The organism is Boseongicola sp., assembly GCA_014075275.1.
Taxonomy (GTDB): Bacteria; Pseudomonadota; Alphaproteobacteria; order Rhodobacterales; family Rhodobacteraceae.
The window spans coordinates 727,965-747,568 of the sequence record CP046179.1 but is presented as its reverse complement, the minus strand read 5'-3'; the positions used below and the strand labels follow the sequence as shown (position 1 = coordinate 747,568).

Below are 19,604 nucleotides of genomic sequence, written 5' to 3'. Positions count from 1 at the left end.
GCGCAATTCTTTGCACAGGTGGATGTGCGATCAGTTAGGTACGGTGAATATCTGGCCAGGGTAAATTAGATCAGGGTCACGGATGCGATCCGAGTTCGCTTCAAACACGCGCACGTATAGCAGTCCTTCACCATACTTTTCGCGGGCAATACCCCAAAGCGTGTTGCCGGGTTGTACGGTAATCAAAGCTACCGGCGCGCTCTGAGTGCCGCCGCTAGTGTCCAGTGCGCGAATAGCTTCGACCGGCTCTCGGCGGAACGGCGTTTCAGTTCGCGAAACTACAGCTCCTTCGGCGTCGAGCTCGTCAACGCGAAGCGTATAGGTTCCGGTGTCGACATCTGGCAAGTCGGCGCGCCACTGGCCATCTTCGCCTATGTCAGTTTCCAGGATGGGTTGATTATTGATGTACACGCGAACGGCACTTTGACCAGTTGACCGACCGGACAGGGCGACCTCGCCGTCGCTGTCATAGCTGATGGCGTCAATTGAAACGTTCTCAAGCACCTGCGGCCCGCTGCCACCAGACTGCAAAACGCGGACACCTTCGCTGTCGGCCAGAAGTACTGTTGGAGCTGCGGGTTCGGTTGAAACGTCTTCTGATTCCGGAGCCTCGGCATTTGCGTCATCGGCCACTGCAACCGTATCCGGTTCTGCATTTTCGTCGACAGTCGCCGTCGCAACTTGTTCCGTTGTGTTCTCAGTGACACCCACAATTTGATCGTTCGCAGCAGTGCTTCCCCCTGAAGCCACCTCAGTTGATTGATCTTCCAATTGCCCGTCTGTCTCTGTTGTATCTGCGGTGGCGACATCGGCGCTGGTTACAGTGGTGTCGTCCGCCGTTTCTTTATTTTCCGGGGCCTCGGCTGAAGTCGACTGCTCTACCGTTCCGGTATCGACAGCTTCCGCGTTTGAAGCCGCGTTCACTTCCTCGGAAACGGCGGCGACGGTTTCTTCGCCCGTTTCCGCGTCTGTGTCAGCCTCAGCAATCAGGACTTCTGGGCTCGGCGCCAGGATGACCGATGCTTCCGCCACAAGCTCTGTGCCGTCCGGCAAAGTCTCAACCAATGACAAAACCCGAGGCACATCCGATCTTCCCAGCGACAGCAGTGCAACAAAGTTCCCGGTCGGATCAACTTCAGCTTCCCCCACCGGGGTTTCATCCAAATTCAAAGTAATGTTGGCACCCGGTGTTGCACGACCTGCAATCACCGTCTCGCCGTCCGGCTCAACACGAACGATATCAAAGGTTGCGCTACTAAATTTCGGGCCTTCATCGACTGGTTCTGTTTGAGTTTCAGGCTCAGCTTCGGCGACCGGTTCGGGCGCGGGCGTTTCGACAGCAGTTATTCCTTCGTCAGTCGACGTTTCTTCAACCACAACCGCAACGTCTTCTGCAACGCCGCTGCCATCTATGGCGACGTCTTCTTCCCCATTTCGCAGTCCAAAAAACACTGCCAGCACAATTGCGATGACAACCGCTACGGTTCCACCTACCCACGTCGCTTTCAAAGGCTATCTCCTGCCAGCGGCATCCATCCCCGATCACGCCAAATTGTTCGTCCCGATGGCGCTTGAGAGACCATAACAACACCTCTATCAAGGGTCAAAACCCGTTTAGTCAAAGGGATTTGCAAGATGTCATCATCATCACTCTCGGTTTGCGTCTACTGCGGTTCCCGTCCGGGTGCAAACCCGGCGTTCCTGAAAGCCGGTCAGAAGATGGGTCAGGCGATTGCCGACAACGGCTGGCGTTTGGTCTATGGTGCCGGTGATGTTGGATTGATGGGGGCAGTTGCGGATGCGGCGACCACGGCCGGGGCTGACGTTCTGGGCATCATTCCAACCCATCTGCTGGATCGCGAGGCACCTCGCCGCGTCTATGGTGACCGCATCATTACCGAAACTATGCATGAGCGGAAGAAGGTGATGTTCATGAACGCGGATGCAGTTGTGATCCTGCCCGGAGGCGCAGGTTCGTTGGACGAGTTTTTCGAAGTGCTGACATGGGCGCAGCTTGGGCTTCACGCAAAACCCATTGTGCTGTTGAATATCGAGTCATTTTGGGAGCCGTTGATCGCTCTTATTGACCACATAATTGACCAGGGATTTGCAGATAATTCGATCAAAGACTTTTTTGTGATCTCAGAAACTGTGGACGAGACCATCGAAGCGATAAGCAAGAAAACTGAATGACCGCTCTGAGCCCATAGTTGGCAAAGGTGCCTTGGATCGCAAAAGCGATAAATGAAACCATTTAGATGCTGTGGGTTTCAAGAAATCAAGCCGGAAGGGCGCTCGGGAAAGCGCCCTAACCAAAAGATTTATTAGTCGGGTTTTCCGACATTACTGGTTTTGGGATGAAACCCTACGCGACCCTGGCTTCGGTTCTTGTCAATCGCTACCTCCGCGTTAAAGTGTCCGGTGGAATCATTGTCCCCCGCTTCCCCAACGCTATGAGCCAAGCCCAGTGTCGGCGTAAGTGCAACTATAGCTGCGATAAATACGTACTTCATTGTCACCTCTTCACAAATTTTCTGATTTGGAAACGCTATTGCCTTCGGTCGCCCGTGCCAAATTTCGGCCACAATTGAGAAGAATATGTGAACAACCAATCTTCTTGACGCTGGTTAGTTTCCAAATACGAATTAATCAACGCCGCACCCAGTTCAAAGTGCATCAACGGGTGGGTAATTCGTAGTGATTTCTATTCTGGTTCGCGATTTAATCTGGTCGGCACTCAAATGGCGGGATTAAACGCCGAGCGCTAGATTTACAGCCTGTATCGCTTGTCCGAATTGTCCGAAAATCGGGCATTCAGCCAAAAAAGCGCGCCATCGGGCGCGCTTTCGCAGTTCTTCCATGGTCGACGCCTTACATCCGGCTGGCGACGTTTTCCCAGTTCACCAGATTGTCCAGAAAGTTCGACAGATATGCCGGGCGTTTGTTGCGGAAATCGATGTAGTAAGAATGCTCCCACACATCACAGCCGAGCAATGCGGTCTGACCAAAGCACAATGGGTTCACGCCGTTTTCGGTTTTCGTCACCGCAAGCGAGCCGTCGGCATTCTTGACCAGCCATGCCCAGCCAGAGCCGAACTGACCAGCACCGGCAGCCGAGAACTGCGACTTGAACTCATCAACCGATCCGAAACTTTGGTTGATAGCCGCTTCCAGATTGCCCGGCATGCCACCGCCGCCTGGGCCCATCATCTCCCAAAACTGGTTGTGGTTCCAAAGCTGGCTGATGTTGTTGAAGATACCGTTCTGGGCAACCGCACCAGAATCGTATGTACCAACGATGATCTCTTCCAGCGTTTTGCCGTCCCATTCTGTGCCAGCAATCAGCTTGTTGCCGTTGTCCACATAGGCCTTGTGGTGCAGATCGTGGTGGTATTCCAGGGTCTCAGCGCTCATGCCATGCGCTGCTAACGCGTCGTGGGCGTAAGGAAGATCGGGAAGTTCAAAAGCCATGTCAGGGCCCCTCTCGGTTCATGGATATGATGTCTGACACCCTACCTGTGCCGCATGTGCCGTGGGGTCAAGCCTATGTTGGCCAATCGCTCAGAAAACCTATCCAAGGGATCAGCCTTTTAACATTGGCCAGAATGTGTCGACATCGCGAAGTTCGTTCAGCATTCAGCAGCCAATTTGCAGGGAACCGATATGCCGTTTCAATCAGATGAGACAAACCCAATGACGCCCTATCAGCTTCCATTCCCGAAAGAGGCGCTGGAAGAGATTGTGGTTCCCGAGGATGTAGATGAAATGATTACATATTTTCAGGTGAACGGCGTGATGGTCTACGTGGATCAGTTTATTCGCTAACCCCGTCTTCTAGGCTTTTCCGACTAAAAGGTTGGTGTCTCCACTTGGTGTCTTGGTCAAACCCGCAAACACGTCGATGTCATAGGCCAGATCATCGTAAAGATGGGTCATCAACGCCCTTACACGCGCGGTGTTGCGCAAATCGGGGTGCGTCAGGATCCACAGCTTCATGTCCAGATGCGGGAAAGTCTCTGTTACGCGGATAAGCCGGTCATCAACATCGCCAACGTAACACGGAAGAAACCCGATCCCCATGCCGGCGGCTATCGCATTCTGCACCGCCTTGGTGGCGCTGCATTGAAAAACTGTCCGCTCAATGGCGTGCTCCAGCGACGGAAGAACTTGCGGTACAAGCCATGACATCGCTCCTTCGATGACGCAAAGATCATGCTGGTCGATGGGCGTTTCGCCATGTTCCCCCATATATTCGGGCGTCGCAAAGGTGGCGAAGCGAAAATCGCAGATCCGGCGTCCATAAGCACTGTCCGGCGGTGATCTTGTTGCACGAATGGCGACTTCAGCCTCGCGTTTATTGAGATCGACGGTTCCGTGACCCGGTGTGACGTCTAGCCGGATTTCGGGGTGCTTGGCCAGAAACCGGGCAGCAATGCCGGGTGCGAGTTCCTGGGCGAACACCTCGGGGCATGTCAGGCGGATGCGTCCGCGCAACTCGCCGTCTTGGCCGAGCACTTCCAGGCCAAGGGCATGCACTTCTGCTTCGATCCGTTCAGCGTATTCAATCGCTTTTTGCCCGGCCTCGGTCGCGACATAGCCTTTGCGGAAACGATCAAAGAAACGAACGCCGGTTCGTTCTTCAACGGCGTTGATGCGGCGAAATACCGTGCTGTGGGTTTGCCCAAGTGCACGAGATGCCCCCGACAAACCGTTTCCACGACCGATGGCAAGGATCAGGGAAAGGTCGTTCCACTCTAGGTCGTTCGCGGTTCGCGTAGTCACTGGTGCAATCCTGTCTGTCCGTTTTTGCAAAGTCTCATTGCGATATTAGCGAATTTCCTTGCGCAATCAAACAGACAATCTTGAACTTACCAAACGAAACAAACCAAACGCCAAAGGAACCCCAGCCATGATGATCCAATTTGTTCAGTTCGAAACCTCCCTTAGCGATGCCGAGGTCCGTGCCGTTGCCGACGCCCGCAAACCAGATTTTCAAGCGATCCCTGACCTTCACCAGAAATACTATCTGAAGCTCAATGCCCCGAACCAATACGGCGGCTTCTACATCTGGGACTCGCCCTCTGCCATGGCGTCTTTCCGTGACAGCGAATTGGCGAAAACGATCCCGGCGGCCTACGGCATTGTTGGCGCGCCCAAAGTCGACATTCACGAACTGATCATGGCGCTGCGCTGATCTTCATGTTCCTAAAATCACCCTTACATCCTGGAGACTGAACATGACTTTTCTACGCAAACTGAAACTGACCGCCTTTGCCGCAACTATCCTGGCCACTCCGGTCGTTGCCCAAGCCAGCGACAGCGGTTCCGCTGACGACGCCACGGTTGTGCAAATCATTCGCTTTGAAACCACCCTGCCCCGTGATGTGGTTCTGGCCAAAGCGCGGGAACGGCGTGAAGAGTTTCGCGATGTGGATGGTCTAGTTCAGAAGTATTACGTGGAACTTAACAGTGCGAACACATACGGCGCGGTTTACATTTGGGAGAGCAAGGAAGCGATGGGCGCCTTCTTTCAATCGGATCTGGCAAAGAGCATTCCGGCGGCTTATCGGATCCGCGGCAAGCCCGACATAGAAGTCATCAGCGGTGTGTTTCGACTACACGACTGAGTTCACCATACCCCAGAAACAAGAAAGCCGGGCACAAAGCCCGGCTTTTTCGCATTTGCTTTTGGGAAAACTCAGAAGTGACCAACGTCGCTTCCAGAAACAGATGAAATCTTCAGCAAATCAAACACATACTGCGCAACCGAACGGAAGCAGATCAGATGGGCCTCGCCATCAGCGCTGAACCAGAATGCGCCAGCAACCTGTGCAAGACGGGTGCGGCGGGCTTCGCCAACCGGTAAAGACGCATCCCGCATGTCGGCAGGGGAAATCTTTGCCAGCACTTCTCGGATTGCTGCGCCTTCGCCCGTCAGACGGAAATACGCACGCGCGTCCGATACATTAACGGCCATGTGGTGTTGACCAGCCAGTGCCGCCGAGATGGCCGCCACGCGGACTTCCGCCTCGTCATGGGGACATAGCAGCATCAGTTCGTCCGGCGACATCCAGAGCATTTGTCCGGCGTCCGACGAGGTGACCTGACGAGGTGCCGGAATTTCGACGCCCGCCGCCTTGGCCAGAGCTGCGGTGAGACTTTCATCAGACAGATCACCGCGCAGGGTGATCATGCCTTGCAATCCGGACTCGACAACTTCGATGGTTCCGCTGGCGGTAACCCCGTCCAATGCGCTTGCTGCCTCAGACATTTTGCTTCTCCCCTTCGGGATCAAAGAAGACCGGATCGACGATTTTGGCCTTTACAACTTCGCCGTCGATCTTCGGGAAATCCAGAACTTCGCCCATGCGATCAGGCCCGCGCAGGACCAGCCCCATCGCGATGCCACGGTCCAGCGTTGGCGAGTAATAGGTTGATGTTACACGACCTTCGGTAATGCGCTGGCCATTGTCGTTAATGCCGGGCTCAGCGGCATAGGCCCCATCCGGCAGCACCGAGCCATCCGTGGTTTCAAGGCCGACCAGCTTCCAGCGGTAGGGATCGGTCATATGGTCACGCTCCTGAGCGCGCTTGCCGATGAAGTCTTCTTTCTTCTTTGAGATCGCCCAGTTCAGACCAAGGTCTTGCGGGATCACTGTTCCGTCGGTTTCGTCACCGATCATGATGAAGCCCTTTTCTGCCCTGAGGATGTGCAGCGCTTCAGTGCCGTATGGCGTGATCCCGAACTCTTCCCCGGCTTCCAAGAGTGCATCCCAGAAGGCGCGGCCCTGACTGGCAGGAACGGCGATTTCGTAGCTGAGTTCACCCGAGAAAGAGATGCGGAAAACCCGCGCCGAGAAGTTGCCGATGGCCCCGTCGGCCCATTGCATGAACGGCAAAGTCTCTTTCGAGACATCCATTCCGCCCAGCTTTTCAAGGACTTGGCGCGCGTGCGGGCCGACAACGGCGATCTGAGCGTAATGTTCGGTCACGTTGGTGACGTAGACTTTCCAGTCCCACCATTCAGTTTGCAGCCATTCTTCCATGTGTGCATGGATACGCTCGGCACCGCCGGTGGTGGTGTGGCAAAGCCAGGTGTCTTCATCGATGCGGGCCACAACGCCGTCATCGCTGAGGAAGCCGTTCTCCGAGCACATCAGGCCATAGCGGCATTTGCCGACCTTCAGGTTCGACATCATGTTGGTGTACATCATGTCGAGGAACTTGCCCGCGTCGGGTCCTTTGACCAGGAGCTTGCCAAGCGTAGACGCGTCCAGCAGACCGGACCGGTTACGCACGGCGTTTACTTCGCGCACGACGGCGTCATGAACAGTTTCCTCGCCTTTCAAGTAGGCGTAAGGGCGTCGCCAATGGCCAACGGGCTCCCAATGGGCACCGTTGCTGTCGTTCCATTCATACATCGGCGTGCGACGGATGGGCTGGAACAGGTCGCCGCGCGCTTCGCCACCGATAACACCCATGGAAATCGGCGTGTAAGGCGGGCGGAATGTCGTGGTGCCAACTTTGGGAATATCTTCGCCCAACTGTTGGCTGAGCACGGCAAGGCCGTTGATATTGCTAAGTTTCCCCTGATCTGTGGCCATGCCGAGCGTGGTGTAACGCTTGGTGTGTTCAACCGATTCAAAGCCTTCGCGGGCTGCCAGTTCAACGTCTGTGACCTTCACGTCATTCTGGTAGTCCAACCAGGTTTTCGAGCGCAGATCATAGGATGCCTTGGCAGGCATGTTCCACACCGGTGCCATGGGTTGTGCGTCTTCAGCGGCAGCCGTTGGGACATTGGCCTTCTTGCGGGTCTTGTGACCAGCAGCAGCGGCAGCGGTGCGACCTGCCTCGAAGGCATCCGCCAATGCATCCGCAGTGTGCAGATGACCGTTGGCCGTGCCTGCGACATGAACGAAGGCCTCGCCCTCTGCGCCTGTTGGCGCGCGGTTAGGATCGGGGCGGAAATGGGCGTTTTCGTCCGACCAGTTGAGCTTGCCGCCGCAGTGGGACCAGAGGTGAACGATGGGAGACCAACCACCTGCCATGGCGACGCAATCGGCGGAAATCTCTTCCAGAACAGCACCTTCGCCGAGTTGGTCGCAGATGTAGACGGTTTCAACCTTACCCTTTCCGGTAACCTTGGCGATACCGCGACCGGGAACGACGCGGATGCCCTGCTCTTTCGCGGCTTCGGCCAGCGGGCCAGCGGCGCTGATGCGGGCGTCCAGCACGGCTGGAACGTCGAGACCGGCGGCTTTCAGGGACAATGCGGTGCGATAACCGTCGTCATTGTTGGTGACAACGACTGTGCGTTGACCCGGGGCGACGCCGAAATTCACCACGTAGTCGCGCACTGTCGAGGCCAGCATGACACCGGGTAAGTCATTGCCGGCGAAAGACAAAGGACGTTCGATGGCACCGGTCGCCGTGATAATCTGAGCGGCGCGGATGCGCCACAAACGGTGGCGCGGCAGGTTCGGGTCGGGGGCGTGATCGGTGATGCGTTCATAGGCCAAGGCATAGCCGTGGTCATAGATGCCTGCGCCCATGGTGCGGGTGCGGATACGGACGTTTGGCATGGCTTCAAGCGCCGTTACCGTTGCTTTGATCCAATCGTCGGCAGGCTGTCCGTCGACCTCGGAACCGTCTACCGGCGCGCGGCCGCCCCATTCCGAAGTTTGTTCAAAAAGCAGAACTTCGGCACCGGCTTCTGCAGCAGATTTAGCGGCAGTCAGACCAGCGATTCCACCCCCAATAACAAGGACATCGGCGTTGATATTAAAGTGCTCGTAGTGATCTGCATCGCGATGCTTTGGTGCCTTGCCCAGACCAGCCGATTGACGAATGATGGGCTCGTAAACGTGCTTCCAGAACGCGCGTGGCCACATGAACATCTTGTAGTAAAAACCAGCGGGTAGAAAGCGCGACAGCTTGGCGTTGACCGCGCCGATATCGAACTCGAGACTTGGCCAGTGGTTCTGGCTTTCTGCTGTCAGCCCGTCGAAAAGTTCGGTGGTTGTGACACGGGCATTGGGTTCGAAAGTCTTTTCTTTTCCTAGGTTTACCAGCGCATTCGGCTCTTCCGCGCCCGAGGCAACAACGCCACGTGGTCGGTGGTATTTAAATGAGCGTCCCATCAGCGTCTGACCGTTGGCCAGAAGCGCCGAAGCAAGTGTGTCGCCCTGCACACCGCGCATGGCGCGACCATTGAAGGTGAAGCCCTTGGATTGACTACGGTCGATCAGACGCCCGCCGGATTCCAGACGATGGCTCATTGGAAGTCCCTCCAGGACCAACCGGGTCTTTTCTTGGTGACGGCGTCGCAAATTTCTTTAGGTGGATCAAATACTTGCGCCGAATATGTGCCAAAGACCTCAAGGGTCATGGTATCGCGGGCCGCATGGAACCACTTGCCGCAGCCATTGGCATGACGCCAGCGTTCAAAGTGCACACCACGCGGATTTTCACGCTTGAAAAGATAGCCTTCAAACTCGTCATCTGACGAACCAGGGCCGTGGCGCTTAAGGTGGGCTTCGCCGCCGGGGCTGAGCTCGGTTTCATCGCACGGAATGCCACAGTATGGGCAATCTATAATCAGCATGTTGTACCCCTGAAAAATGGGAAAAACGACCTGTCTGTATCGCGTCGGTATTACGTCGGTGGACCCGAACGCAGCGGTAAGACCTTGGTAAGACTTTGCAAACCGGCCAATAAATTCGACGCTACGCTTGTTGTGCCGAGGCTCAACACCCATGTGAGAGCAATGAAACCTGCGCTTCAAATCATGCCCATTGCCCTTTTGCTGGCCGTCGCCGTCGTCGCGGTCTGGCGCGGAATGGACACCAAACCCGACCGCACCGGCAACCGCGCCAAAGGTGGCGGAGCGAAGTGGAAGTATTGGAAGTAGCAATCTGCTGCTAAACCGAACAATCGACATCAGTGCGCCACCCCAGCTGCCACGCTCTCATCAATGAACCGGCCTTCGCGGAAGCGATCCAAGGTGTAAGCCTCGGTCAAAGGTGAGTGGCCGGTCGCCATCAGTTCCGCCATTCCCCAACCTGATCCCGGGATAGCCTTAAAGCCACCGGTGCCCCAACCGCAGTTGATGAAGCAGTTTTCGAGCGGCGTCTTCGACAGGATTGGCGAGCGATCCCCGGTCATGTCCACGATCCCGCCCCACTGACGCAGCATCTTCAAGCGCGAGATAATCGGGAAGGTTTCGTTCAGAGCCCGTACCGTTTCTTCGATGTGGTGGAAGGAACCGCGCTGAGTGTAATTGTTGTAACCGTCCGCACCGCCGCCGATGACCATCTCGCCCTTGTCGGACTGGCTCATGTAGCCGTGGACGGTGTTGGCCATAACCACCACGTCCATGCAGGGTTTGATTGGCTCGGACACAAGCGCCTGAAGCGCCACGGATTCAATCGGCAGCCGGAAACCCGCCATATCGGCGAGGTGGCCGGAATGCCCGGCCACGACGACGCCCAGCTTGTCGCAATCGATGTCGCCTTTGCTTGTGGAAACGCCGACGACTTTGCCGCCTTCTGACCGCACGCCTGTGACTTCGCATTTCTGGATCACATCCATGCCCATTTCCGAGCATTTGCGCGCGTATCCCCAAGCCACGGCATCATGACGCGCGGTGCCGCCACGGGCCTGCCATAGCGCACCCAGAACAGGGTAACGAGGGCCACGGGTTTCGATGATCGGGCAAAGCTCTTTCACGCGCTCGGGGTCGACGTATTCGGTTGTGACACCTTGCAGAGCGTTAGCGTGGGCGGTGCGCTTATAGCCGCGAACTTCGTGTTCGGTCTGGGCCAGCATCATCACGCCACGGGGGCTGAACATAACGTTGTAATTCAGGTCCTGGCTGAGGTCTTCGTAAAGGCTACGCGCCTTTTCGTAGATCGCCGCGGAAGGGTCCTGTAGATAGTTCGACCGTATGATGGTGGTATTGCGCCCCGTGTTGCCGCCCCCAAGCCAACCTTTTTCCAGGATCGCCACATTGCGGATGCCGTGGTTCTTGCCAAGATAATAGGCGGTCGCCAAGCCGTGCCCGCCCGCACCGATGATGATCACATCATACTTGCGCTTTGGCTCGGGCGAGGCCCAGGCGCGGGTCCAGCCTTTGTGATTTCGAAACGCCTCGCGGGCGACGGCAAATGCAGAATAACGGCCCATTGGTCACAGACTCCCCGGGGTGCCGGTCCAATCCCGACAATTGCCCCTCTTTGACAAAATTTCATGGGCTTTGTGAAGATGGCAAAGCGGCACGGTAATGTGGTTTCGCGACACGCGTTGGTGATCGCTTGTCGCATTTTGATAAATTGCCTTGGGCTATTCGATTTCGACGACTACATGGGGAGCATGATATTCTGGTTGATAACCCTTGGACTTGCTGTGGCCATCGTGGCCTTGCTTGTTTCGGCATTGCTGGCTGCGCGAAGCGAAAAAAGCGCGGTCTCAGCGGCCGAATCTGACATTGCTCTCTACAAAGATCAGCTTAACGACGTCGAACGGGATCTTGCACGAGGCGTCCTGAGCGAAGACGAAGCCAAAACTGCTCGCACCGAAGTCGCACGACGGCTTCTGGATGCAGACAAACGGGCATCGGCGCGACCTGCCCTGTCCGCCGGGCAAAGCCTACCGGCACTGGCTATGGTAACGCTGTTCGTGTTGGGAGGCACTTTTGGTCTTTATGCTTACTTCGGTGCGCCGGGGTATGGTGATTTGCCCATGACAGCGCGATTGGACGCCATCGAAACCGCGCGCGCTGAGCGCCCCAGCCAAACTGAAGCAGAAGCGGTTGCGCGCGACCTCCTGCCGCCGGTCTCCGAAGCGCCCCAGGATTTTCAGGACCAGATGGCGCGTCTGCGCGCCGCCCTGGAAGAGCGGCCTGACGACGTGCGCGGGTTGACGCTTCTTGCTCAATTCGAGGCCCGGCTTGGCAACTATACCGCCGCGCGTCAGGCACAAGAGCGGCTGGTCCAAGCGAAAGGCGATACAGACACGCTTGCCGATCGTCAGCGACTTTTGGATATTATGGTCTTTGCGGCTGGCGGCTATGTCTCGCCCGAAGCCGAGGCTGTGTTGGACGTCATCCTGCAGGAGGTGCCCAACAGCGGTGCTGCGTTGTATTATCTGGGTTTGTCAGAAGCTCAGGCAGGGCGCGCCGACCTTGCTTTCCCTATCTGGCGCCGACTGTTAGAGACCAGCGGGCCGGATGCGCCCTGGTTCGACGCCATCCGTGCCGAAATTGGCGATCTCGCAGCGACGGCAGGCGTGCGATATGATCCACCCGAGGTTTTTGGACCCAGCGCAGAAGATATTGCCGCGGCTCAGGAACTGGATGCCGAGACAAGACGCGATATGATCCAGAACATGGTTTCGGGTCTGGCAGCGCGCTTGGCAGATGAAGGGGGGCCACCGGAAGACTGGGCGCGCCTGATCCGGTCGCTGGGTGTCCTTGGACAAGACGAGCGCGCCTTTGCCATCGCCGAAGAGGCCCGTGTGGTCTTTGAACGCGATGCCGGCGCACTGGCTCTGATCAATGCGGCCCAGGCCGCCGCGCTGGGGGATCGATGATCACCGACTCCCTGACCGATTTTGTCCCGCACATCGCTGCGCGGACCCCGCTTATGGGGCTGGACTTGGGCACTGTTACCATCGGTGTTGCTGTATCCGATGGTTTTCGCCAGGTTGCCACACCGCTGGAAACCATCCGGCGCAAAAAGTTCGGAGTTGATGCCGCACGGTTGATGGAAATCTGTTGCGACCGGGCCATTTCGGGGATCGTTCTTGGCCTGCCCCTGAACATGGACGGCAGCGAAGGCCCACGGTGCCAGTCGACCCGCGCTTTCGCCCGCAATCTGGAACGGCTAACCGAACTGCCCATCACCTTCTGGGACGAACGCCTGTCAACGGTTGCCGCCGAGCGTGCGCTCCTGGAGGCCGACACATCGCGCAAACGCCGCGCCGAAGTCATCGACCATGTTGCGGCCTCCTACATCCTGCAGGGCGCGCTCGACCGCCTGAGCAATATCGAGGCCACCCCATGAGCGACGACGTCTGGAAACGGGACGAGATCCAAAGTCCTTGCGTCAAAATCTGCGTCATTCATCCCGAAGCACGCAACTGCATCGGTTGCCACCGGACGGGCGACGAAATCGCCGGATGGATGCGAAAAACCCCCGAAGAGCGTCAAGCGATCATGGATGCCTTGCCCAAGCGAAAAGCCCTGTTGCCCGGACGACGCGGCGGGCGCTCTGGTCGGTCTCGATACAGATCCACCTGATCTTCTTCTGTCTAAAAATACTTCCGCCGGAGGCCACCGCGACGGCGAAGCCGGCGCAAATCATTGTATGCGCCTTAAGGCGCGCAATTTGACAAGATAAAAGGCCCGCGCTTAAGCCGGACCTTTTCAAACATTCTACTGTGAATTCGTGGCGGTCAATCGTCGCGGTGAACTTTCTCACGGCGCTCATGACGCTCCTGCGCTTCCAGGCTCATGATGGCAATTGGACGGGCATCCAGGCGCTTCAATGAGATCGGATCACCGGTCTCTTCGCAATAGCCGTATTCGCCCTCTTCGATTCGCCGCAAAGCTGCGTCGATCTTCGAAACCAGTTTGCGCTGGCGGTCCCTTGTGCGCAGTTCAAGTGCGCGATCCGTCTCTTCGCTGGCGCGGTCGGCAATGTCAGGAATGTTGCGAGTTGTGTGCTGCAGACCTTCGATGGTCGACTTGCTGTCTCCCATCAGTTCCGCTTTCCAGTTCAGAAGCTTACGCCGAAAATATTCGGTCTGAAGCTCGTTCATAAAGGGTTCGTCGTCGGCTGGGCGGTAATCGTCTGGCAGAAATACTTCAGCTTTCACCTTGTTCACCTTTTTTATCATTGGCACTCACCCCGGACGACAATTCTGGTAAAACGGCTCGGCCATCCGGCTCCTCGTTGGCGGGCATGTAACTCATCATCAAAGGCTTGTCACTACACGATCGGTGCAACACTGCGTGCTCTTGAAGGCCCCCGCCCCGCAAGCTAGGGTTCACGCCGGACGGCGGCAATCACACGAGTGACGACGATGAAGTTTCAGGGGACCGATGCCTATATCGCATCGCAGGATCTGGCGATTGCGGTAAACGCCGCGATTACACTGGAGCGTCCGTTGTTGGTAAAGGGCGAGCCTGGCACCGGCAAAACTGAACTTGCGCGCCAGGTCGCCGACGCGCTTTCGATGCCCATTATCGAGTGGCACGTCAAATCCACCACCCGTGCCCAGCAGGGCCTGTATGAATACGATGCTGTCAGCCGGTTGCGCGACAGCCAGTTGGGCGAAGATCGGGTGCACGATATCTCGGCTTACATTCGCCGGGGCAAGTTGTGGGACGCTTTTGCCGCCGACGAACGGGTGGTTTTGTTGATCGACGAGATCGACAAGGCCGATATCGAGTTTCCCAACGATCTGCTGCAAGAGCTGGATCGGATGGAATTCCATATCTATGAAACCGGCGAGTCAATTCGCGCAAAACATCGCCCGGTGGTCATCATCACCTCGAACAACGAAAAAGAGCTTCCGGACGCCTTTCTGCGCCGCTGCTTTTTCCACTATATCCGCTTTCCTGATCTGGAAACGCTGAGGTCGATCGTTGAGGTGCATTATCCCGGCATCAAGGATCATTTGTTGACCACGGCGCTGACCCAATTCTTTGAGGTGCGCGAGACAAATGGTCTGCGCAAGAAACCTTCGACCAGCGAGGTTTTGGATTGGCTTAAGCTGATCCTTGCCGAGGATTTGTCGCCCGAGGATTTGCGCCGTGATGGCACCGACGCCTTACCCAAGCTGCATGGTGCCTTGCTTAAGAACGAGCAGGATGTGCAGTTGTTCGAACGCCTGGCGTTTCTGGCGCGGAGGCAGTCGTAATGCAGATAGGCCCGCTTGAGCGCCGGGACTATGGCGATTGGTGCCATTTGTGGCACGGGTATCTGGCGTTCTATGAGACCGAGTTGCCTGACGAGATTTACCAGACCTATTTCGAGCGTCTTTTGGGCAACGACCCGCAGGACTTTCATGGGCTGATTGCCGAAGTAGATGGGGCACCGGTTGGCCTGGCGCATTATCTGTTTCACCGCCATGGCTGGAAGGTCGAAAACACCTGTTATCTTCAAGACCTTTATGCTGATCCCGCGGTACGCGGTCAGGGGATCGGGCGTAGGTTGATTGAAGCGGTTTATGCCGCCGCCGATGCGATGGGCGCGCCGGGCGTATACTGGCAAACCCAGGATTTCAACGCCGAGGCGCGCAAACTTTATGACCGGATCGGCGAACTGACGCCCTTTATTGTGTATCGGCGACCCGTATGAGGTTTCTTTTCGTTTTGTTTGCCTTGGCAGCGCTGTCGGCCTGCGGCGTGCCCGAAACTTTGGATGCTGAGACGGCATTACCGCCAATGAAAACATTTGAAAGTGCTGCTCAGCCCTCGCCGGCGGGATCAAACACGCAGATTGCTCGCGACTTTCTGGATCTGACATTTACCTCGGAGCTTGGAAGGAAACTACCGGTATTCACACGGTTTGAAGGTCCGGTAACTGTTCGGGTGCTCGGCAAAGCGACTCCGGTATTTATGCACGATCTGGACAGATTGCTTTCACGTCTGCGAACCGAGGCGGAAATCGATATTCATCGGATCCCAGGCAAAGGTGCGGCGTCGATCATTGTGCAACTGGTCCGCCGATCTCAAATTAAGAGCATTGAGCCATCTGCGGCCTGCTTAGTGCGACCAAACGTAGAAGACTGGGATGATTTTTCAAAGAAGCGTCATGCGCCCGAGACGTTCTTAAGCAGCTTAAAAATACGCAAGCAGATGGCGGTTTTCTTGCCAATAGACGCTAGCCCGCAGGACCAGCGCGACTGTCTTCACGAAGAAATATCGCAGGCACTTGGTCCGGTGAACGATCTTTATCGTTTAAGCCAGTCCGTATTTAACGACGACAATTTTCACTCTGTTTTAACGGGATTTGATATGCTCATTTTGCGCACTTATTACGATAGCGCGCTTCAAAATGGCATAAGCCGGAACGCGGTTGCCGCAAGGTTGCCAGCAATTTTATCGCGAATCAATCCACAAGGCGGACACGGTGGAATTGCTCCGCCCGCCCCGCGCATGACAGCCTGGCAAGCAGCTTTCAAAAAAGCGACTCAGCCTAGGCACCTATCAAACCATGGCGTTTCCGACGCCCAGCGCGCAATCGACCTGGCCCGCCCCGCTGGAAGGTTGAGTTTGCACTTAGCACTTTCGCATTTTTTGCATGGAGAACTGACTCTGAAAGAGCGGCCCGATATTTCATTGAATGCCTATCTTGCCGCCGGGCGCATTTATGCTAATCGCGCCGATACTGCCATTCAGGAGGCGCGAGTAGCACTTCAGTTGGCAACATATCAACTATCGGTCGGACAGACGGAAACTGCAGTGGCGCTGGTCAACCGAAATCTAAATATTGCAAAGCAATCAGAGAATGCTGTGCTTTTATCTCGAATGCTGCTGGTGAAAGCAGAAGCCCTAGAGATTATGGGCCTTTCCGACCAAGCAGCCGACATTTACTCTGAAGCCCTGGCTTGGGGTCTTTATGGCTTTGGAAGTGAGAGCGAAGTCTTGAAACAGGCTCGTCAAATCCGCGCGATCAGCCCGCGCATTGCCGAAAGGACCGCAGGATGATCATTTTAGGAGCCGCTGTGATTGGGAGCATACTCGGGGTCAACACTGCCCGGCGTCGGAATGGAAACCGGTTGGATATGCTACAGTATGGCTTTGGCTTCGGTATCTGTTTTGGCCTTTTTGGCGGTGTTGTCACAATTCTGATCGAGCGTCTGGTGACCTGATGTTCCTGCCGTTTTTCGAAACACTTCGAAACGGCGGCGTCCCGGTCACATTGCGCGAATACCTGGCATTTCTGTCTGCGCTGGACGCCGGGCTGGCGACCTACGATGTCGATGAGTTCTATTATCTTGCACGCACAACGATGGTTAAGAACGAGTCCCATCTGGATCGGTTTGATCAGGCGTTTGCCCATGCGTTTCAAGGCATCGAAAACATCCCGCAGGATGCCGTGATTGACGCGCTGGATTTGCCTGAAGACTGGTTGCTTAAGATGACCGAAAAGCACTTGAGCGCCGAAGAAATGGCCTAAATCGAAGCGCTTGGCGGTTTCGACAAGTTGATGGAGACATTGCGCGAGCGCCTTGCAGAGCAGAAAGGCCGGCATCAGGGCGGGTCGAAATGGGTTGGCACCGCCGGAACCTCGCCGTTCGGGGCCTATGGCTATAACCCGGAAGGTGTGCGCATTGGTCAGGCCGAAAGCCGTCATCAACGCGCGGTTAAAGTCTGGGACAAACGTGCGTTTCGCGATCTGGATGACACCCGCGAGATCGGCACCCGCAGCATCAAAGTTGCGCTGAAACGTCTACGCCAGTGGGCGCGCGAGGGGGCGGCGGATGAACTGGATTTGGATGGCACCATCCGTTCAACCGCTGAGCATGGATATCTGGATGTCAAAACCCGCCCCGAGCGGCGGAATGCGGTGCGGGTGTTGCTGTTTCTGGACGTGGGCGGCTCGATGGACCCTCATGTGCAACTGGTTGAAGAGTTGTTTTCCGCTGCCCGCACCGAATTCAAGCATCTGGAGCATTATTACTTTCACAACTGTCTTTATGAAGGCGTGTGGAAAAGCAATCAGCGACGCTGGAACGCGCAAATCCCGACCTGGGATCTGCTGAACAAATATGGCTCGAATTACAAATGTATATTTGTCGGCGACGCCTCGATGTCACCCTATGAAATCGCAATTCCAGGTGGCGCCAATGAACACTGGAACAAAGAAGCGGGCGAGGTCTGGCTCCACCGCGCCGCTCTTCAGTGGCCGGAAATGTTGTGGATCAATCCGGTCAGGCAGGCCCATTGGCAATACACGACGTCGATTGGCATGGTTCAGGACATCATCGGCGCAGATCGGATGGTGCCGCTGACATTGTCGGGTCTGACCGATGGTATGAAACGTCTGAGTTAGTTTTGCGTCATCTTCAGGTTTGGAACCGTTTCGCGCACATGGCGCGCCATGGCTATGGCGGCTGGATTGCGAACGGTGCTTTCATGCTCGGCAAGGTACAGGACCGGTGGGGTCGGCTTCGGCAATCCCACAGATGCCGGAACCTCGCGCATGTCTTTGCTCAGATTCAGCCTCAATATCATCCCCAAACCGATACCGGCACTGACCGCCGACATGATGCCGCTGACCGATTGGGTAGATAAAGCGATACGATATGGCAGGCCGGCGCGATCCAGACCGCCCAACATGACCCGTCTGTGATGCGACCCTTCGCGCCAGACGACGACCGGTAAAGGACGCAATTTCTCAAGCTCAAGGTCTTTTGCGCAGGCCCAGACAACCTCGTTGCGATATAACGCCGGACCGACCCCGACCGCACCTTCGGCATCTGTGAACAAGGTCATGTCAAGGCGACCAGAGTTTAACGACTGTAACAGACCCGCCGTTTCGTTTTGCTCAATTGTGACTTCGACGTCAGGGTATTTTTCCCGGAATTCAGGCAAGATCAGCGGCACAAGACGCTCGCCGTAAAGTTCTGGCACGCCAAGGGCAACGCGCCCGCCTCTGCCCTCGCCACCGAAGGCAGCTAATGCACGGTCATGTGCATCGATTACCTCGCGTGCCAGCGGCACAAGGCGCGTGCCAGCGGCTGTCAGACTGGTGCCCTGACCGCCGCGCACCAATAGCGAAACGCCGAGACGGTCTTCTAGTTTACGAATTTGCTGGCTAATGGCCGATTGGGTTCGACCCACACGAGACCCGGCCCCGGTGAAGCTGCCGGTTTCAGTAATCGCCAAGAAAGTGCGCAGTGTATCAATGTCCATGGTCATTAATATCTCTAATATCGACTATAAGATCAATTCGTTTGTGTAATGCCATTTGACCGAGCTAATCTAATCGCAGACAAAGGAAAGCATCATGCAAGATACAATTTTCACAATCAGAGAAGCTCGGCTCGCAGATATGGATCGTTTGCTGGACCTTGAGTATCGTGCCTTTCTTGGACTGAACGACGGCAACTACACCGAAGAAATTCTGAAACTGTTCATCGGCGAAATGAAAAGGGTCACACCGGAATTGCTCGCAGAAGGCAGATACTACGTTTTCGAAGACGAAGACGGAGATATTATCGCCAGTGGAGGCTGGTCGCAGGAAACGCCGGGCTATGCCCATGGCATTGAAGGTCATGCCGAAGAATACCGCAGCGACGAAGGTGTTGTGCGCGCCATGTATGTCTCGCCGGATATGGCGCGGCGTGGTTTGGGCCGAAAGATGATGGAACTGATCGAAGAAAGGGCCATGGCCGAAGGTGTGCGCAAGCTGGCGATGTCAGCGACAATTATGGGTGCCGGACTATACAGCGCCTGCGGATATAAAATCACGGGACCAACCATCATCGCCCTGTCTGAAGGACGCCAAATTACCGGCCATGAGATGGAAAAGATATTGGTCCCAAACGGCCAATCCATCGCTGACATTGCCGGGGCCGCTGCCTGACCCCAT

At 56.2% G+C, this 19,604-nt stretch carries 20 protein-coding genes and 2 pseudogenes; 13 read left to right on the top strand and 9 right to left on the bottom strand.

Features of this window, described 5'->3' with window-relative positions; genetic code table 11:
* Positions 1-30: 30 nt before the first annotated feature.
* Complete coding sequence (locus tag GKR98_03805) at positions 31-1,098, bottom strand: LysM peptidoglycan-binding domain-containing protein (protein QMU59955.1); 1,068 nt, start codon at positions 1,096-1,098, stop codon at positions 31-33.
* Positions 1,099-1,635: 537 nt separating this feature from the next.
* Between GKR98_03805 and GKR98_03800 the strand changes: the two genes are divergently transcribed.
* Positions 1,636-2,193: a TIGR00730 family Rossman fold protein gene (locus GKR98_03800; GenBank protein ID QMU57402.1), complete on the top strand. Its 558-nt coding sequence runs from the start codon at positions 1,636-1,638 to the stop codon at positions 2,191-2,193.
* A 678-nt stretch (positions 2,194-2,871) separates the two neighbouring features.
* Here GKR98_03800 and GKR98_03795 read toward each other — a convergent pair.
* Positions 2,872-3,471 carry a superoxide dismutase gene (locus tag GKR98_03795; GenBank protein ID QMU57401.1) on the bottom strand — a complete coding sequence of 200 codons (600 nt, stop codon included), beginning with the start codon at positions 3,469-3,471 and terminating at the stop codon, positions 2,872-2,874.
* A gap of 267 nt (positions 3,472-3,738) precedes the next feature.
* Here GKR98_03795 and GKR98_03790 point away from each other — a divergent pair.
* Positions 3,739-3,816, top strand: a pseudogene (locus GKR98_03790) (cupin).
* 18 nt (positions 3,817-3,834) lie between these two features.
* On the opposite strand, the gene GKR98_03785 reads toward GKR98_03790, so the two are convergent.
* Complete coding sequence (locus tag GKR98_03785; protein QMU57400.1) at positions 3,835-4,812, bottom strand: LysR family transcriptional regulator; 978 nt, start codon at positions 4,810-4,812, stop codon at positions 3,835-3,837.
* Between the two features lie 97 nt (positions 4,813-4,909).
* Between GKR98_03785 and GKR98_03780 the strand changes: the two genes are divergently transcribed.
* Both GKR98_03780 and GKR98_03775 read left to right on the top strand, forming a co-directional pair.
* Positions 4,910-5,194 (top strand): hypothetical protein, encoded by a 285-nt coding sequence (locus GKR98_03780; protein QMU57399.1) that lies wholly within the window; start codon positions 4,910-4,912, stop codon positions 5,192-5,194.
* A 43-nt stretch (positions 5,195-5,237) separates the two neighbouring features.
* Complete coding sequence (locus tag GKR98_03775) at positions 5,238-5,627, top strand: hypothetical protein (GenBank protein ID QMU57398.1); 390 nt, start codon at positions 5,238-5,240, stop codon at positions 5,625-5,627.
* A 71-nt stretch (positions 5,628-5,698) separates the two neighbouring features.
* Here GKR98_03775 and GKR98_03770 read toward each other — a convergent pair whose 3' ends face one another.
* The 3 genes from GKR98_03770 to GKR98_03760 are packed head-to-tail and all read right to left on the bottom strand — an operon-like array spanning position 5,699 to position 9,604.
* Positions 5,699-6,271, bottom strand: coding sequence for a sarcosine oxidase subunit gamma (locus tag GKR98_03770; protein ID QMU57397.1), 573 nt, complete (start codon positions 6,269-6,271; stop codon positions 5,699-5,701).
* A complete protein-coding gene (locus tag GKR98_03765; GenBank protein QMU57396.1) occupies positions 6,264-9,278 on the bottom strand; it encodes a sarcosine oxidase subunit alpha family protein in 3,015 nt (1,004 codons plus the stop codon). The genes GKR98_03770 and GKR98_03765 overlap by 8 nt, the downstream gene beginning before the upstream one ends.
* On the bottom strand, positions 9,275-9,604 hold the full coding sequence (locus GKR98_03760; GenBank protein QMU57395.1) for a sarcosine oxidase subunit delta: 330 nt from the start codon (positions 9,602-9,604) through the stop codon (positions 9,275-9,277). Before GKR98_03760 ends, GKR98_03765 begins: the two co-directional genes overlap by 4 nt.
* A 162-nt stretch (positions 9,605-9,766) precedes the next feature.
* On the opposite strand from GKR98_03760, the gene GKR98_03755 reads away from it, so the two are divergent.
* On the top strand, positions 9,767-9,910 hold the full coding sequence (locus GKR98_03755) for a hypothetical protein (GenBank protein QMU57394.1): 144 nt from the start codon (positions 9,767-9,769) through the stop codon (positions 9,908-9,910).
* Between the two features lie 29 nt (positions 9,911-9,939).
* Here the strand turns inward: GKR98_03755 and GKR98_03750 are convergent, their stop codons facing one another.
* Positions 9,940-11,184, bottom strand: coding sequence for a sarcosine oxidase subunit beta family protein (locus GKR98_03750; GenBank protein ID QMU57393.1), 1,245 nt, complete (start codon positions 11,182-11,184; stop codon positions 9,940-9,942).
* 63 nt (positions 11,185-11,247) lie between these two features.
* On the opposite strand from GKR98_03750, the gene ccmI reads away from it, so the two are divergent.
* From ccmI to GKR98_03735, 3 genes are read left to right on the top strand one after another with little or no spacing between them, the layout of a single operon-like run.
* Positions 11,248-12,588 carry a c-type cytochrome biogenesis protein CcmI gene (gene ccmI / locus GKR98_03745; protein QMU57392.1) on the top strand — a complete coding sequence of 447 codons (1,341 nt, stop codon included), beginning with the start codon at positions 11,248-11,250 and terminating at the stop codon, positions 12,586-12,588.
* Positions 12,585-13,061, top strand: a complete 477-nt coding sequence (gene ruvX / locus GKR98_03740) for a Holliday junction resolvase RuvX (GenBank protein ID QMU57391.1) — start codon at positions 12,585-12,587, stop codon at positions 13,059-13,061. The genes ccmI and ruvX overlap by 4 nt, the downstream gene beginning before the upstream one ends.
* Entirely contained in the window at positions 13,058-13,297 is a 240-nt protein-coding gene (locus GKR98_03735; GenBank protein QMU57390.1) for a DUF1289 domain-containing protein, read from the top strand. Before ruvX ends, GKR98_03735 begins: the two co-directional genes overlap by 4 nt.
* 155 nt (positions 13,298-13,452) lie before the next feature.
* On the opposite strand, the gene dksA is transcribed toward GKR98_03735, so the two are convergent.
* Positions 13,453-13,875 carry an RNA polymerase-binding protein DksA gene (gene dksA, locus GKR98_03730; GenBank protein ID QMU59954.1) on the bottom strand — a complete coding sequence of 141 codons (423 nt, stop codon included), beginning with the start codon at positions 13,873-13,875 and terminating at the stop codon, positions 13,453-13,455.
* A 207-nt stretch (positions 13,876-14,082) separates the two neighbouring features.
* Here dksA and GKR98_03725 point away from each other — a divergent pair, with 207 nt between their 5' ends.
* The 4 genes and pseudogenes from GKR98_03725 (at position 14,083) to GKR98_03710 (ending at position 18,062) form a co-directional block, all read left to right on the top strand.
* A complete protein-coding gene (locus GKR98_03725) occupies positions 14,083-14,922 on the top strand; it encodes an AAA family ATPase (GenBank protein ID QMU59953.1) in 840 nt (279 codons plus the stop codon).
* The gene (locus GKR98_03720) at positions 14,922-15,362 is read left to right on the top strand and encodes a GNAT family N-acetyltransferase (GenBank protein QMU57389.1); all 441 of its coding nucleotides are present in this window, start codon (positions 14,922-14,924) and stop codon (positions 15,360-15,362) included. The genes GKR98_03725 and GKR98_03720 overlap by 1 nt, the downstream gene beginning before the upstream one ends.
* Positions 15,359-16,714, top strand: coding sequence for a DUF2927 domain-containing protein (locus GKR98_03715; protein ID QMU57388.1), 1,356 nt, complete (start codon positions 15,359-15,361; stop codon positions 16,712-16,714). The genes GKR98_03720 and GKR98_03715 overlap by 4 nt, the downstream gene beginning before the upstream one ends.
* Before the next feature lie 163 nt (positions 16,715-16,877).
* Positions 16,878-18,062 (top strand): annotated as a pseudogene (locus GKR98_03710) (VWA domain-containing protein).
* Here GKR98_03710 and GKR98_03705 read toward each other — a convergent pair.
* Positions 18,059-18,931 (bottom strand): LysR family transcriptional regulator, encoded by an 873-nt coding sequence (locus GKR98_03705; protein ID QMU57387.1) that lies wholly within the window; start codon positions 18,929-18,931, stop codon positions 18,059-18,061. The pseudogene GKR98_03710 and the gene GKR98_03705 overlap by 4 nt on opposite strands.
* Positions 18,932-19,019: 88 nt before the next feature.
* Here GKR98_03705 and GKR98_03700 point away from each other — a divergent pair, with 88 nt between their 5' ends.
* The gene (locus GKR98_03700) at positions 19,020-19,598 is read left to right on the top strand and encodes a GNAT family N-acetyltransferase (GenBank protein ID QMU57386.1); all 579 of its coding nucleotides are present in this window, start codon (positions 19,020-19,022) and stop codon (positions 19,596-19,598) included.
* The last annotated feature ends 6 nt before the right edge of the window (positions 19,599-19,604 follow it).

Bases quoted from the DNA above. Each gene is read 5' to 3' on its own strand.
- GKR98_03770 (QMU57397.1), bottom strand. From the start codon at position 6,271: ATGTCTGAGGCAGCAAGCGCATTGGACGGGGTTACCGCCAGCGGAACC.
- GKR98_03720 (QMU57389.1), top strand. From the start codon at position 14,922: ATGCAGATAGGCCCGCTTGAGCGCCGGGACTATGGCGATTGGTGCCAT.
- GKR98_03775 (QMU57398.1), top strand. From the start codon at position 5,238: ATGACTTTTCTACGCAAACTGAAACTGACCGCCTTTGCCGCAACTATC.
- GKR98_03725 (QMU59953.1), top strand. From the start codon at position 14,083: ATGAAGTTTCAGGGGACCGATGCCTATATCGCATCGCAGGATCTGGCG.
- ccmI (QMU57392.1), top strand. From the start codon at position 11,248: ATGGGCTTTGTGAAGATGGCAAAGCGGCACGGTAATGTGGTTTCGCGA.
- GKR98_03760 (QMU57395.1), bottom strand. From the start codon at position 9,604: ATGCTGATTATAGATTGCCCATACTGTGGCATTCCGTGCGATGAAACC.
- GKR98_03715 (QMU57388.1), top strand. From the start codon at position 15,359: ATGAGGTTTCTTTTCGTTTTGTTTGCCTTGGCAGCGCTGTCGGCCTGC.
- GKR98_03755 (QMU57394.1), top strand. From the start codon at position 9,767: ATGAAACCTGCGCTTCAAATCATGCCCATTGCCCTTTTGCTGGCCGTC.
- GKR98_03780 (QMU57399.1), top strand. From the start codon at position 4,910: ATGATGATCCAATTTGTTCAGTTCGAAACCTCCCTTAGCGATGCCGAG.
- GKR98_03765 (QMU57396.1), bottom strand. From the start codon at position 9,278: ATGAGCCATCGTCTGGAATCCGGCGGGCGTCTGATCGACCGTAGTCAA.
- GKR98_03750 (QMU57393.1), bottom strand. From the start codon at position 11,184: ATGGGCCGTTATTCTGCATTTGCCGTCGCCCGCGAGGCGTTTCGAAAT.
- GKR98_03735 (QMU57390.1), top strand. From the start codon at position 13,058: ATGAGCGACGACGTCTGGAAACGGGACGAGATCCAAAGTCCTTGCGTC.
- GKR98_03795 (QMU57401.1), bottom strand. From the start codon at position 3,471: ATGGCTTTTGAACTTCCCGATCTTCCTTACGCCCACGACGCGTTAGCA.
- GKR98_03705 (QMU57387.1), bottom strand. From the start codon at position 18,931: ATGACCATGGACATTGATACACTGCGCACTTTCTTGGCGATTACTGAA.
- GKR98_03800 (QMU57402.1), top strand. From the start codon at position 1,636: ATGTCATCATCATCACTCTCGGTTTGCGTCTACTGCGGTTCCCGTCCG.
- ruvX (QMU57391.1), top strand. From the start codon at position 12,585: ATGATCACCGACTCCCTGACCGATTTTGTCCCGCACATCGCTGCGCGG.
- GKR98_03700 (QMU57386.1), top strand. From the start codon at position 19,020: ATGCAAGATACAATTTTCACAATCAGAGAAGCTCGGCTCGCAGATATG.